Here is a 14289-nt window from a genome sequence, read left to right as displayed (position 1 = left end):
GGGAGCCCGGCCCGGAGGCCGGTGGAACCGGTGGGGCGGTGGGCCGCGCCAGCCCTGTCCTGTTCAGCGCCGCCCGGGCTCCTCGCGGCCGGTCTCCTCGTTTCTGGGCTCCTCGCCGCCGGGCTCCTCGGGTCCGGGTGCGTCGTCGTTGCCGTCGGTGAGCGTGTCGTGCACGCCGTCGGCGTAGCCCCGGGCGTACTCCCAGGTGACGTAGTGGTCCGGGTCGGGGTCGTAGGCCGGCTCGTGCACCCGGGGCCGGCCCGAGCTGAGCAGATGGCGCAGGTTGCCCCGGAGCAGGTCCCAGTCGAAGTAGTGCGGCTCGCGGCAGTCCTCACACTCGATCACCAGGCCGCGAACCCCGACCGGGGCCAGCAGGGCCTGGTAGATCTCCAGGTCGGCGAGATCCTCCAGCACGTCCTGCCGCTCGACGTCGGTCAGCGCGTCCAGCGGTGCGTCGTCGCCCGGATCGTGCAGGCCGGAGGCCGGATCGGCCGGGTCGCCGTTGAACGGGTCGATGGGCTCGTCGTGCACCCCCTCACCGTAGACCCAACGCCGCAGCGACGCCCGCCCCCGGACGCGCGCCGACCGGCCCGGCGCGACGAGGGCCAGCTCAGCCGCATGGGTACGATGGAGCGACGCGCCGCGTGCGGCGCTCCTCCGGTGCCCGCCGCGCCACCTCGCTGAAGCCCGTTCGACCAGCTCAGGGGAGCAATCGTGGAAACTTCGCCCAGCACCGATCTTCCGGCCGGCGCCGACTACGGCGAGCTGGGCGGCCACCTGCCGGAGCTGCCGGCAGGCTCCGCCCGGGTGGTACCCCTCGGCCTCACCTTCGACGACGTGCTGCTCCAGCCCGCCGAATCCGACATCGCACCCAACGACGTCGACACCCGCACCCGGCTGACCCGCGAGATCGACATCGCCCTTCCGCTGCTCTCGAGCGCGATGGACACGGTGACCGAGGCGCGGATGGCGATCGCGATGGCCCGGCAGGGCGGCATCGGTGTGCTGCACCGCAACCTCTCGGTCGAGGACCAGGCGCTCCAGGTGGACCTGGTGAAGCGCTCCGAGTCCGGCATGATCACCAACCCGGTCACCGCCAGCCCGGACGACACCCTGCGTGACGTCGACGCGCTCTGCGGCCGCTACCGGATCTCCGGGGTGCCGGTCGTCGACGGCGACGGTCAGCTCGTCGGCATCGTGACCAACCGCGACATGCGCTTCGTCTCCGACCCCGGCACGCCGGTCCGCGAGATCATGACCCGGACCCCGCTGATCACCGCGTCGGTCGGGGTGAGCAAGGACGAGGCGCTGGCCCTGCTGCGCCAGCACAAGGTGGAGAAGCTCCCGATCGTCGACGGCTCCGGCCGGCTGCGCGGGCTGATCACGGTGAAGGACTTCACCAAGAGCGAGCAGTACCCGCACGCCACCAAGGACGAGGCGGGCCGGCTCCGGGTCGCCGCCGCGGTCGGCTTCGGTGACGAGGCGTACAAGCGGGCCCGGACCCTGATCGACGCCGGGGTCGACGTGATCGTCTGCGACGTCGCCCACGGCCACAGCCGGGCCATCGTCGAGATGATCAGCCGGCTCAAGCGGGAGACCGACGTCCAGGTCATCGGCGGCAACTCGGCGACGTACGCCGGAGCCAGGGCCCTCGCCGAGGCCGGCGCCGACGCGGTCAAGGTGGGGGTGGGCCCCGGTTCGATCTGCACCACCCGGGTGGTGGCCGGGGTGGGCGTGCCGCAGATCACCGCGATCATGGAAGCGGCCCGGGCGTGCCGGCCGCTGGGCGTGCCCGTGATCGGCGACGGCGGCATCCAGTACTCCGGGGACATCGCCAAGGCGTTGGTCGCCGGCGCGGACTCGGTGATGCTCGGCAGCCTGCTGGCCGGCTGCGAGGAGAGCCCCGGTGAGCTCATCTTCATCAACGGCAAGCAGTACAAGTCGTACCGCGGCATGGGCTCGCTCGGAGCGATGCAGACCCGTGGCGGGCACAAGTCCTACTCCAAGGACCGCTACTTCCAGGGCGACGTCAGCTCCGACGAGAAGCTGATCCCGGAGGGGATCGAGGGGCAGGTCCCCTACCGCGGCACGCTCGCGCAGGTGGTCCACCAGCTCGTCGGTGGCGTGCGCCAGGGCATGTTCTACAGCGGGGCGGCGACCATCCCCGAGCTGCACCGGCGGGGCCAGCTGATCCGGATCACCGCGGCCGGGCTCAAGGAGAGCCACCCGCACGATGTCCAGATGACCGTCGAGGCGCCCAACTACCACACCCGCTGACCCCCACCACCACCCCCGACAACAACTGGAGTGAGCCATGCGTGACGTGGTCGAGATCGGGTTGGGCAAGACCGCGCAACGCGGTTACCACCTGGACGACATCGCCATCGTCCCGAGCCGCCGGACGCGGGACGTCGACGACGTCTCCACCGCCTGGCAGCTCGACGCCTACCAGTTCGGCATCCCCTGCGTCGGGCACCCCTCCGATGCCACGATGAGCCCGAGCTCCGCCGTCCGCCTCGGCGCGCTCGGCGGTCTCGGTGTGCTCAACGTCGAAGGGCTCTGGACCCGCTACGAGAACCCGACCAAGGTGCTCGAGGAGCTGGCCGGGCTGGACGAGGACGCGCGGGCGACCAAGCGGCTCCAGGAGGTGTACGCCGAACCGATCCGTCCCGACCTCATCGCGGAGCGCGTACGCGAGCTGCGTGCCGGGGGTGGCACGGTGGCGGTGCGGGTGTCCCCGCAGCACACCCTGGCGCTGGCCCCGGTGATCCTGGACGCCGGCGTGGACATCCTGGTCATCCAGGGCACGATCGTCTCCGCCGAGCACGTCTCGACCACCGACGAGCCGCTGAACCTCAAGGAGTTCATCGCGGACCTCGACCTGCCGGTGATCGTGGGCGGCTGCACCGACTACAAGACCGCGCTGCACCTGATGCGTACCGGCGCGGCCGGCGTCATCGTCGGCATCGGTGGGGACGACTGGTCGACCACCGAGTCGGTGCTCGGCATCCGGGTGCCGATGGCCACCGCGATCGCCGACGCGGCGGCGGCCCGCCGCGACTACCTGGACGAGACCGGCGGCCGGTACGTGCACCTGATCGCCGACGGGGACATGCAGACCTCGGGCGACATCGCCAAGGCCCTCGGCTGCGGCGCGGACGCGGTGATGCTCGGCGAGCCGCTCTCCCGCTGTGAGGAGGCGCCGGCCGGTGGCGCCTGGTGGCACTCGGCCGCCAGCCACCCGTCGCTGCCGCGCGGCGCGTTCGAGGTGGCCAGCGAACCGATCGGCTCGATGGAACAGGTCCTCTTCGGCCCGGCCGACGAGCCCGACGGTCAGCTGAACCTCTTCGGCGGGCTGCGCCGGGCGATGGCCAAGTGTGGCTACCGCGACCTCAAGGAGTTCCAGAAGGTCGGACTGGTCCTCGACCGCTGACCCGCGCGAACACGTCGTGTCGCACCGGCCGCGCCGTTAGGCTCGGCCGGTGCGACGTATCTGTCCCCGGATCGTGGTCGCCGCCGCGCTGGCGGTGCTGCTCGCGGCGAGCGGCTGCACCCCGTCCGATGAGGATGATGCGTTCCGGCCGGGCAGCGCGGACGTCGGCGACCCGTACGTTCCCGGGTACGGCAACGGCGGGTACGACGTGGCGCACTACGCCCTGGACGTGCGGTACGACCCGGCGACCGACCGGCTCACCGGGCGGGCGGTGCTGACCGCGACCGCCACCCAGGGGCTGTCCCGGTTCAACCTGGACCTCGCCGGACTGGACATCGACCGGGTGACCGTCGACGGTGCCACCGCCAAGCACCGGCGGACGGGGAACGAGCTGGTGGTCGAGCCGGCCCGTGGGGTGCCTCGCGGCGCCCGGTTCACCGTCGAGGTCGCGTACGCCGGGGTGCCCGCCCCGGTCACCGACGGTCCGCTCGGCTCCGGGGGTTTCCTGCACACCGACGACGGCGCGATCGCGCTCGGCCAGCCCGACTCGGCGGCGACCTGGTTCCCGGTCAACGACCACCCGTCCGACAAGGCCACCTACGACATCGCGGTGAGCGTTCCGGACGGGCTCGCCGCGCTCAGCAACGGGGTTCCCGGCCCGAAGCGCAGCGACGGCGGGTGGACCACGTGGCGCTGGAGCGAGCGCTCGCCGATGGCGAGTTACCTCACCACGCTGGTGATCGGCGACTACCGGGTCACCACCGGCACGCACGAGGGCCGGCCCATCGTCACCGCTGTTCCGTCGGGTGAGCCGCCGAACGGCCCGGCCGCCACGTCGCTGGCCCGCACCGGCGAGATCGTCGACTTCCTGGCCGGCCGGTTCGGGCCGTACCCGTTCGAGGCGTACGGCGGAGTCGCGGTCGCCGACGACCGCATCGGGTACGCGTTGGAGACCCAGTCCCGGCCGGTGTACGGGCCCGGCTTCTTCGCCGACGGCCGCCCGAACCTGAATGTGGTGGCGCACGAGCTGGCGCACCAGTGGTTCGGCGACAGCGTCTCGTTGAGCCGTTGGAGCGACATCTGGCTGAACGAGGGCTTCGCCACGTACGCCGAGTGGCTCTGGGAGGAGCACGACGGTGGTCAGAGCGTGCAGCGGGCGTTCGAGGCCCGGTACGCGACCACCGACTGGACGCGGCCCTCGGTGGACCCCGGCCGGGAGGCGATGTTCGGCAGTGCGGTCTACCTGCGCGGTGCGCTGGCCGTGCACGCACTACGTCGCACGGTCGGCGACGACGCGTTCTTCCGCATCCTGCGACAGTGGACGACCGAGCGACGGGACCGCAACGGCACGACGGCCGACCTGGTCGCTCTCGCCGAGCGGATCTCCGGCCGGCAGTTGCGCTCGCTCATGGACGCCTGGCTGACCGGCGGCAGCGCACCCGCCCTGCCTTAGGACGCGTGGGTCGGAAGCTCCGGTCGAGCCGAGGGCTTCGACTCGGACCCGAGTCGCCGGTGCGGCGCGGGGTGGGCCCGAGCCCGGCCGCATGACGACGACGTGATCGATCCTCGGTAGGCTGCCGCGAGCGGACCGGGCGAGAGCGCCGACGGTACGGGCCTCGCGGTGTCGGCTCGCCGGCGGTCGGGCGGAGTGCTCGCCGGCACATCGAAAGGACGATGCGATGAGGCAGCCACGGCGGTCTCTGCGGGTGCATGTCGGTCTGCTGCTGACCGGGGCGTTGCTGGCCGGGTGCGGCTCGACGCCGGAGGCGCCCGAGTCGGTGGTCACGCCGTCGCAGCCGGCCGAACGGAACTTCAAGCCTGGTGCGGCGGGCGCGGGCGACCCGTACTTCCCGACGTACGGCAACGGCGGCTACGACGTCGGGCGGTACACGGTCAAGGTCCGGTACGACCCGGCGAAGGACCGGCTCACCGGCACCACCACCGTGCACGCATCGGCGACCAGTGACCTGTCCGCGTTCAACCTCGATCTGGCCGGACTGACCGTGCGTTCGGTGACTGTGGACGGCGCCGCGGCCAGGTATTCCCGTAAGGGCGACGAGCTATCGGTGACCCCGGCGAAGGGCCTGATCGCGGGCAACGGTTTCGTGGCGGAGGTCCGGTACGACGGCGAGCCGGAGCAGCTGGAGAACGAACTGCTCGGTGGTGGCGGCTTCATCCACACCGAGGACGGTGCGATCGCGCTCGGCCAGCCGGAGTCGGCGAGCACCTGGTTCCCGGTCAACGACCACCCGTCCGACAAGGCCACGTACGACTTCGAGATCACCGTGCCGGACGGGCTCACGGCGGTCAGCAACGGGGTGCCGGGCGGGAAGGACAGCAGCGCCGGCTGGACCACCTGGAAGTGGGCCGAGCGCGCCCCGATGGCCAGCTACCTGAGCTTCGTGGTGATCGGCAAGTTGCGGGTGACGACCGGGAAGCACAAGGGACGGCCGGTCTACAGCGCCCTCCAGACCGGCCTGCCGAAGGGGGCCGCGGACGACTCGATCGCGGAGACCGTCAAGGTCGCCGATTACCTGGAGACCGTGTTCGGGCCGTACCCGTTCGAGGCGTACGGCGGCGTGGTGATCTCCGACCCGCGGATCCGGTACGCGTTGGAGACGCAGTCCCGGCCGGTCTACTCCGCCGACTTCTTCCGGCAGGGGGTCAACACCGAGGTCGTCGCGCACGAACTGGCCCACCAGTGGTACGGCGACAGCGTGGCGTTGACCCGTTGGCAGGACATCTGGCTCAACGAGGGGCTCGCCACGTACGCCGAGTGGCTCTGGACCGAGCACGGCGGCGGCCGGAAGGTCGAGGAGTCGTTCGCCTCCGGCTACCACGGTTCGTCGGGGCAGGTCTGGCGTACGCCGCCCGGCAAACCGGGGGTGGAGAACCTGTTCAGCAATTCGGTCTACCAGCGGGGCGGGATGACCGTGCACGCGCTGCGGGTGGCCGTCGGCGACGACGCGTTCTTCGAGATCCTGCGGACCTGGTCGGCGGAGAAGCGCAACGGCAACGGCAGCACCGACGAGTTCATCGCGCTCGCCGAACGCGTCTCCGGCAAGAAGCTCGGCAAGCTCTTCGACGCCTGGCTCTACGGCACCGAACGGCCCGCCGAACCCAAACCCCTCTGACCGCCCACCCGCTGCGCCGCCCCGCGCTGCGCCGCCCCGCGCTGCGCCGCGCCGCGCCGCGCCGCGCCGCGCCGCGCAGCGCAGCGCCGCGCTGCGCCGGTGATCAAGAGGTTTGGGGCAGCGATAGAGATCAAATCCGCCGCAAACCTCTTGATCAACGGGGTCCAGCGGGGCGGGGAGGGGGGTCCGGCGGGGAGGGGGGTCCGGCGGGGAGGGGGGGTCCGGCGGGGCGGGGGGGTCAGGGTTTGATGCGGAGGCTGGGGTTTTTGGCCAGGTAGGCGTCGGCGCGGCCGGCGCGCAGCTCGGTGAGGAAGCGGCGGCCGACCGAGGTGAGCTGTTCGCCCCGGTAGCCGCCACCCGAGCCGACCGACCTGCCGGGTAGGCCGACCAGCGCGAACCGGTCGGCGGGAAGACCGCCCAGGGCGTACGCGACGTCGATCAGCTTGCGCCCGCCGACGTAGATCAGCGTGTCGCTGAGCGCGTCGACGACCTGCTGCACCCGGTCCGGGTCCCGGGCGAGCCCCTGGTCGAGGATCTTGCCGACGAGCGCCCGGATCAGTTGCTGCTGGTGGCGCTGCCGGCTGTAGTCGCCGCCGGAGATGTAGCGCTGCCGGGCGTAGTCCAGCGCCTGCCACCCGGTGAGGTGGCGGTTTCCCTTCTCGTACACCATCTGCGGGCCGGTGTAGCCGCCCGGCGCGCTCTCCCGGTGCCGGCCGTCGGGCTGCCGGTGCCGGGAGGCGACCCGCTGGTCGATGTAGAGGTCCACCCCGCCGAGGCTGTCCACCAGCCGGTCGAACCCGGCGAAGGTGACCACCGCACCGGCGTCGATGCGCAAACCGGTGTAGCCGCTCACGGTGCTGCGCAGCAGCTCGTACCCCTGCGCGGCGCTCGGTTGCTTGGCGCGGCCGGGCGCCCGGCTGCCGTAGCTCATCGCGTGGGTCAGCTTGGTCCGCCCGCCGCGGTAGCCGGCCTTGGGGAACGCCGGGATGTCGACCAGCAGGTCGCGGGGGAGGGAGAAGAGGTACGCCCGGCCCAGTCCGCGCGGCACGTGCAGGACCAGCACCGCGTCGGCGTGCGGCTCCCAGCCGGGGACGCTGACCCGGGTGTCCACACCGACCAGCAGGAGGTTGAGCGGGCCGGTGATGTCTGCGCCCGGCGGGGGTGGCGGCGAGCTGGGCGTGGCGGCGGGCGTGTTCGTGGCTGAGGTCGGCGCCGGCGCGGCTGCGCGCTCCGGGCTCGGCCCGCCGACCAGGCGGCTGATCACCACACCGCCCACCGTCACGAGCACCACTGCGGCGAGCAGCAGTCCGATCAGCAGGCGACCACGACGGCCCGTACCTGATCCGAGGCTCATCTGGGCCTCCTTCCACCCGTACTGGAACAACGCTCCGACGGGTGCCGCGGGTTGCGGCCGGGGCGCCGATGTGGCGGGTGCAGAGCATGGTCGCGCGTCCTCGGCTCTGGCGCCACGGCTACCGGCGGGTAATGATGCCGGAATGCGGTATGACGTGCTCGTCATCGGGTCGGGCTTCGGCGGCAGCGTCACCGCGCTGCGGCTGACCGAGAAGGGATACTCCGTCGGCGTCGTGGAGGCCGGGCGGCGCTTCGCCGACGACGACTTCCCCCGTACGTCGTGGCGGGCGCGACGGTTCCTGTGGGCGCCGGGACTCGGCTGCTACGGCATTCAGCGGATCACGCTGCTGCGGGCCGCCGACCGGCGGGCCGGCGGTGGGGTGCTGGTGCTCTCCGGCGCCGGCGTGGGCGGCGGCTCCCTGGTCTACGCGAACACCCTCTACGAGCCGCTGCCCGCGTTCTACACCGATCCACAGTGGCGGGACATCACCGACTGGCGCGACGAGCTGGCCCGCCACTACGACCAGGCGAAACGGATGCTCGGCGTCACCGCGTACCCGAGGGACACCGGCGCGGACCGGGCGATGCGGGCGGTGGCCGAGCGGATGGGGGTGGGGCGGACCTTCCACGCCACCCCGGTCGGAGTGCACATCGGGCGTCCTGGCGAGCGGGTCGCCGACCCGTACTTCGGTGGCGTCGGCCCGGAGCGCACCGGCTGCACCCACTGCGGCTCCTGCATGACCGGCTGCCGGGTCGGGGCGAAGAACACGCTTGTCAAGAACTACCTGTGGCTGGCCGAGCGGCGCGGCGCGCGGGTACACCCGCTCACCACGGTGACCGCCGTACGCCCCCATCCGGAGGGCGGGTACGAGGTGCACACCGTCCGGACCGGTGCCTGGCTGCGCCGGCGGCGGCAGGTGATCCGGGCCGAACAGGTCGTCTTCGCCGCCGGGGCGCTCGGTACGCAACGGCTGCTGCACGAGATGAAGGGCACCGGCGCGCTGCCCGCGCTCTCGGCCCGGCTCGGCGAGCTGACCCGCACCAACTCCGAGGCGATCCTGGGGGCGTCGGTGCCCGGCCGGCAGGCCCGGGCCGCGGGGCTCGACTTCACCGAGGGCGTGGCCATCACCAGCTCGTTCCACCCCGACGCGCAGACCCACATCGAGCCGGTCCGCTACGGGCGGGGCTCCAACGCGATGGGACTGCTGCAGTCGCTGCTGGTCGAGGGCGGGCCGCACCGCGTCCGGCGCTGGTTCGGCACGCTGCTGCGCCAGCCCGGCACCGCCGCCCAGTTGATCTCCGTGCGGCGCTGGTCCGAGCGGACCGTGATCGCCCTGGTCATGCAGTCGATCGACAACTCGCTCACCCTCCGGTTCCGGCGCGGTCGGCTGGTCAGCGGCCCCGGGCACGGCACCCCGAACCCGACCTGGATTCCGGCCGGCCACGCGGCGGCCCGGTTGCTCGCCGAGGAGATCGGCGGTACGCCGGGCGGCGCGCTGACCGAGCCGTTCGACATCCCCCTGACGGCGCACATCCTCGGTGGGGCGGTGATCGGCGCCACCCCGGCCGACGGGGTGATCGACCCGTACCACCGGATCTTCGGTCATCCGGGGCTGCACGTGGTGGACGGGGCGGCCGTCTCGGCGAATCTCGGGGCGAACCCGTCGCTGACCATCACCGCTCAGGCCGAGCGGGCCATGTCCCTCTGGCCGAACAAGGGCGACGAGGACCCCCGGCCACCGCTCGGCGAGCCGTACCGGCGGGTCGAGCCGGTCGCACCTCGGCGACCGGCGGTGCCGGCGCACGCTCCCGCGGCGCTGCGACCGTAGCGGCGGGGGCGGACACGCTTTTCGTGGTCGACTCGGGTTCCCTGGAGCCGGGGTGTCCGCACGGCCCGGACAGCCCGGCATCCACCGAACCCGAGTCGATATGGGGTGGTTCCGTGGGGCAGGGGTGAGTCCCGTGACAGCGGTACCAGGCGCGCCGCGCGGACAGCGCGGGGCGCGGCCAGGGGCGGCCGTGACAGTGGGTAGGCTTTGGCCACATGAGCACGCCTCGCCCCGTCCTCGTGGTGGACTTCGGAGCCCAGTACGCCCAGCTGATCGCGCGCCGGGTACGTGAGGCGAAGGTCTACTCCGAGATCGTCCCGCACACGATGCCGGTCGCCGAGATGCTGGCGAAGAACCCGGCCGCGATCATCCTCTCCGGCGGCCCGGCCAGCGTCTACGCGCCGGGTGCCCCGCAGGTCGACGCCGGCATGTTCACCGCCGGGGTGCCGGTCTTCGGCATCTGCTACGGCTTCCAGGCGATGGCCCGGGCGCTCGGCGGCACGGTGGCGCACACCGGCAACCGCGAGTACGGCGGCACCCCGTTGCAGGCCCGTCCGGACGGCGGCGTGCTGCTCAAGGACCTCCCCGCCGACCTGCCGGTCTGGATGAGCCACGGCGACTGCGTCACCGAGGCGCCGGCCGGCTTCACGGTGACCGCCGAGTCCGCCGGGGCGCCGGTCGCCGCGTTCGAGGACCTGGCCGGGCGGCGGGCCGGCGTGCAGTTCCACCCGGAGGTCGGGCACACCGCCCACGGCCAGGAGATGCTCACCCGGTTCCTCTACGAGATCGCCGGCATCGAGCCCACCTGGACGCCGGAGAACATCATCGACGAGCAGGTGGCCCGGATCCGCGAGCAGGTCGGCGAGAAGGAGGTCCTCTGCGCCCTCAGTGGCGGCGTCGACTCGGCGGTCGCGGCCGCGCTCGTGCACAAGGCCGTCGGTGACCAGCTGACCTGCGTCTTCGTCGACCATGGTCTGCTCCGGGCCGGCGAGGCCGAGCAGGTCGAGAAGGACTACGTGGCGGCCACCGGCATCAAGCTCAAGGTGGTCGACGCGCGGGAACGGTTCCTGGGTGCGCTCGCCGGAGTGACCGACCCGGAGCAGAAGCGCAAGATCATTGGTCGCGAGTTCATCCGGGTCTTCGAGGCCGCCGCGCGGGAGGTCGCCGCGCACGGCGGCGTCGAGTTCCTGGTGCAGGGGACCCTCTACCCGGACGTCGTCGAGTCCGGCGGCGGCACCGGCACCGCCAACATCAAGAGCCACCACAACGTCGGCGGGCTGCCGGAGGACCTCAAGTTCGCGCTGGTCGAGCCGCTGCGGGCGCTCTTCAAGGACGAGGTCCGCGCGCTCGGCCTGCAGTTGGGGCTGCCCGAGGCGATGGTCTGGCGTCACCCGTTCCCGGGTCCGGGTCTGGCCATCCGGATCATCGGTGCGGTCGACGAGGAGCGGCTCGCCCTGCTCCGCAAGGCGGACCTGATCGCCCGGCAGGAGCTGACCGCCGCCGGCCTGGACCGGGACGTCTGGCAGTTCCCGGTGGTGCTCCTGGCCGACGTACGCAGCGTCGGGGTGCAGGGTGACGGGCGCAGCTACGGGCATCCCGTGGTGCTGCGCCCGGTCTCCAGCGAGGACGCGATGACGGCGGACTGGTCCCGGCTGCCCTACGACGTGATCGCGAAGATCTCCACCCGGATCACCAACGAGGTGGCCGAGGTCAACCGCGTGGTGCTGGACGTGACCAGCAAGCCGCCGGGCACCATCGAGTGGGAGTGATCCCGGTTCAGGCTGCGGCCGGCGGTACGGGCCCGCTCGGCGGGACCGGAACCGTGGCCGGCGGGTAGGGCGGCGTCGGGGCGTACCCCGGCGGGGCCGCCTGCGCGGCGGCCGGCGGTCGCTGCGGCGCGGCACCCCCGGGATGCGGCCAGGCGGGAGCGCCGGGCGGCTCCTCGGGCATCAGGAACCACATGATCGGGTACGCCAGCAGCGCCAGCCCGCCGGTGAGCAGCCCGGTGACCGCGAAGGTCACCCGGATCAGCGTGGGGTCGACGTCGAGGTAGCGGCCGAGGCCGCTCGCGACACCGGCCACCATGCGGTCGGTGGTGGGTCGCCGGAGTTGCTTGTACGGGGTCTGCGGAGGGGTGTTGGTCGTCATGCCTCCACCCTCCGCGCCCGACGTTCGGATGACCTCGGTGAGCGCCCGGATCCCTACCCTGACCGCCCCCTGAGTCGCGAGTCCTGTGTCAGCAATCTGACTCTTTTCGATGCCGGTAACCCGCCCGGGGGAGAATTTTTCCCCGTGACCACCGCGCTGACGCCGCTCCGCAGGATCGCGGCATACGCAGTTTGTGCTGATTCGGCCGACCGGGTTCTGCTGGTCCGCGCATCACAGCGCTCCGGCACACCCGGCACCTGGTCGCTGCCCGGTGGGGCGGTCGACCACGGCGAGGACCCCAACCACACGGTCGTCCGCGAGACGGCGGCCGAGACGGGGTTGTCGGTAACCGTGACCGGGCTGCACGACGTGCTGGCGGACATGCGGGCCCTGCCCGAGCGGGGGATCACGATCCACACCGACCGGCTCATCTACCGGGTGTCGGTGCGCGGCGGGACGCTCGTCGACCGGGTCGACCGGCCGACCGACCTGGCCCGGTGGTTCACCCGCGAGGAGGCTGCCGAGCTGCCGCTGCGTTCGTTCACCGCGCGCGCTCTCGACCTGCCCGCCTCCTCGGGCGACGTGGTTCCGGAGGAGCCGCCGGAGTTCCCCTCGTTCTACGCGGTGCCCGGCCCGGACGGGCTGCACCGGGCGCAGCGCTTCGCCGCGTACGCGGTCTGCACCGACCCGGAGGGCCGGGTACTGCTCACCCGTGTCGCCGACGGCTATCCCGGCGCCGGTTGCTGGCACCTGCCCGGCGGCGGCACCGACTACGGCGAGCAGCCCGGCGCGGCGCTCATCCGCGAACTGGTGGAGGAGACCGGGCAGGACGGGCGACTCGTCGAGCTGCTCGGGGTGGCCAGTCATCGGGACGCCGCCTCGCTCGGCCCGGAGGGCTACCCGATCGACTGGCACGGCGTACGTGCCTTCTACCGGGTGGTCGTCGACCGGCCGGCGCCGCCCACCGTGACCGACGTGGGCGGTTCCACCTGCGAGGCCCGCTGGTTCGCTCCCGCCGAACTGGGCGCCCTCCCCGCCGAGCGTCTCACCGAGGTCACCGCCGAAGCCGTCCAGGCCGCCCACCTGACCTGACCCCACCCCCAACCCCCTCCCTCTCCCCCTGAGGGGCACCCCGGTGATCATGAAGTTATTGTCGGGACACGCCGGGATGGACGGCGATAACTTCATGATCGACCGAACGGGACGCGGGGCGGGGGCCACGGCATGCAGCAGCGGCGGCAGGTGGGCGCGTACGGGCTCTACCGGGACGACGATCGGGTGCTGCTCGTACGCGGCTCGGCCGGCGCCCAGTTCCCGGGCGTCTGGCACCTGCCCGGAGGCGTCGTGGAGCACGCCGAACACCCCGCGCACGCCGTGCTTCGCGAGGTCACCGCGCAGACCGGGCTGACCGTCGAGGTGGCCGGACTGCGCGCGGTGGTCGCCGACGTGATCCCGTTTCCCGAGGCCGACGTGTCACTGCACACCGACCGGCTGGTCTTCGACCTGGCCGTGACCGGGGGCGCGCCGCACGACGGGCGGGCCGGGACGACCGATTCGACCCGCTGGTTCACGCCGCAGGAGGCGGCGGCGGTGCCGCTGATGCCGTTCACCGCCGAACTGCTCGGCCTGCCGGTCGAGCCGCTGCCCGCCGGGCGGGCCGACCCGTCGTCGTTCCCGCCGCTCGGCGACCGCCGGCTGCGCTTCGCGGCGTACGGGCTGGTCACCGACCCGCACGGCCGGGTGCTGCTCACGATGATCGCCGAGGGGTATCCCGGCGCCGGGCTCTGGCATCTGCCCGGGGGCGGTACCGACCACGGCGAACAGCCCGTGCCCGCGCTCCTGCGTGAACTGGTCGAGGAGGCCGGCCAACTCGGCCGGGTGACAGAGCTGATGGGCGTGGACAACCTGCACAATCCGGCCGCGCTCGGGCCCGAGGGGCGTCCGCTGGACTGGCACGGGGTGCGGGTGATCTACCGGGTGGTGGTCGACGCGCCCACCGAGGCCCGGGTCACCGAGGCGGCCGGAGGCTCGACCGCCAGCGCCGACTGGTTCACACCCGATCGGCTCGACGGCCTGCCGTTGACCGACGTCGCTGCCTGGGCAACCGGACGACGGAGAAGATGAGCCCCGCCGCCCGAGCCGCCTCGGGCCGGCTGGGCTACAGTCGAGGTAGGGAATGATGGATAACGGGCGATGAGGCCCTGGTTGCGAATGACAGAGCCGTCTGAGCGGAATATGGAGATATAAAGCCCTCGGACAGCTATCGCCAAGCGCCGTTCCCTGTGCAATGGTGTACTCCGCACAACGGCTGCCGGGCCGCGAGAGGCTCGGTACGAGACAGCCGGATGTCCGTCCTCGAGGCGGCGAAGCCGATCCGGTGATGGAGGAAGCG

11 protein-coding genes are annotated in these 14289 nt (G+C 72.4%); 8 read left to right on the top strand and 3 right to left on the bottom strand.

What is annotated here, in order from left to right; translation table 11 throughout:
• Nucleotides 1-63: 63 nt before the first annotated feature.
• Nucleotides 64-531, bottom strand: a complete 468-nt coding sequence (locus tag BXA10_RS00655) for a DUF5319 domain-containing protein (RefSeq protein WP_245828084.1) — start codon at nucleotides 529-531, stop codon at nucleotides 64-66.
• A gap of 183 nt (nucleotides 532-714) precedes the next feature.
• Between BXA10_RS00655 and guaB the strand changes: the two genes are divergently transcribed.
• The 4 genes from guaB (at nucleotide 715) to BXA10_RS00635 (ending at nucleotide 6567) form a co-directional block, all read left to right on the top strand.
• The gene (gene guaB / locus BXA10_RS00650) at nucleotides 715-2277 is read left to right on the top strand and encodes an IMP dehydrogenase (RefSeq protein ID WP_076466592.1); all 1563 of its coding nucleotides are present in this window, start codon (nucleotides 715-717) and stop codon (nucleotides 2275-2277) included.
• A gap of 37 nt (nucleotides 2278-2314) precedes the next feature.
• The gene (locus BXA10_RS00645) at nucleotides 2315-3433 is read left to right on the top strand and encodes a GuaB3 family IMP dehydrogenase-related protein (RefSeq protein ID WP_076466591.1); all 1119 of its coding nucleotides are present in this window, start codon (nucleotides 2315-2317) and stop codon (nucleotides 3431-3433) included.
• Nucleotides 3434-3521: 88 nt separating this feature from the next.
• The gene (locus tag BXA10_RS00640; protein WP_084752154.1) at nucleotides 3522-4886 is read left to right on the top strand and encodes a M1 family metallopeptidase; all 1365 of its coding nucleotides are present in this window, start codon (nucleotides 3522-3524) and stop codon (nucleotides 4884-4886) included.
• Between the two features lie 226 nt (nucleotides 4887-5112).
• The gene (locus BXA10_RS00635; RefSeq protein ID WP_076466589.1) at nucleotides 5113-6567 is read left to right on the top strand and encodes a M1 family metallopeptidase; all 1455 of its coding nucleotides are present in this window, start codon (nucleotides 5113-5115) and stop codon (nucleotides 6565-6567) included.
• A gap of 238 nt (nucleotides 6568-6805) precedes the next feature.
• Here the strand turns inward: BXA10_RS00635 and BXA10_RS00630 are convergent, their stop codons facing one another.
• Complete coding sequence (locus tag BXA10_RS00630; protein WP_076466588.1) at nucleotides 6806-7921, bottom strand: LCP family protein; 1116 nt, start codon at nucleotides 7919-7921, stop codon at nucleotides 6806-6808.
• Nucleotides 7922-8063: 142 nt separating this feature from the next.
• Between BXA10_RS00630 and BXA10_RS00625 the strand changes: the two genes are divergently transcribed.
• Both BXA10_RS00625 and guaA read left to right on the top strand, forming a co-directional pair.
• The gene (locus BXA10_RS00625) at nucleotides 8064-9749 is read left to right on the top strand and encodes an FAD-dependent oxidoreductase (RefSeq protein WP_076466587.1); all 1686 of its coding nucleotides are present in this window, start codon (nucleotides 8064-8066) and stop codon (nucleotides 9747-9749) included.
• 215 nt (nucleotides 9750-9964) lie between these two features.
• Nucleotides 9965-11518, top strand: a complete 1554-nt coding sequence (gene guaA / locus BXA10_RS00620) for a glutamine-hydrolyzing GMP synthase (protein WP_076466586.1) — start codon at nucleotides 9965-9967, stop codon at nucleotides 11516-11518.
• A gap of 7 nt (nucleotides 11519-11525) precedes the next feature.
• Here guaA and BXA10_RS00615 read toward each other — a convergent pair whose 3' ends face one another.
• A complete protein-coding gene (locus tag BXA10_RS00615) occupies nucleotides 11526-11897 on the bottom strand; it encodes a PspC domain-containing protein (protein ID WP_076466585.1) in 372 nt (123 codons plus the stop codon).
• A gap of 144 nt (nucleotides 11898-12041) precedes the next feature.
• Between BXA10_RS00615 and BXA10_RS00610 the strand changes: the two genes are divergently transcribed.
• Both BXA10_RS00610 and BXA10_RS00605 read left to right on the top strand, forming a co-directional pair.
• Entirely contained in the window at nucleotides 12042-12989 is a 948-nt protein-coding gene (locus tag BXA10_RS00610) for an NUDIX domain-containing protein (RefSeq protein ID WP_076466584.1), read from the top strand.
• 132 nt (nucleotides 12990-13121) lie between these two features.
• Nucleotides 13122-14021, top strand: a complete 900-nt coding sequence (locus tag BXA10_RS00605) for an NUDIX hydrolase (protein WP_076466583.1) — start codon at nucleotides 13122-13124, stop codon at nucleotides 14019-14021.
• Nucleotides 14022-14289: the final 268 nt, after the last annotated feature.

The organism is Micromonospora avicenniae (assembly GCF_900156065.1).
In the GTDB taxonomy this organism is placed as follows: domain Bacteria; phylum Actinomycetota; class Actinomycetes; order Mycobacteriales; family Micromonosporaceae; genus Micromonospora; species Micromonospora avicenniae.
Note: the sequence above shows the minus strand (reverse complement) of the source record. Positions and strands in the feature narration are given on the sequence as shown.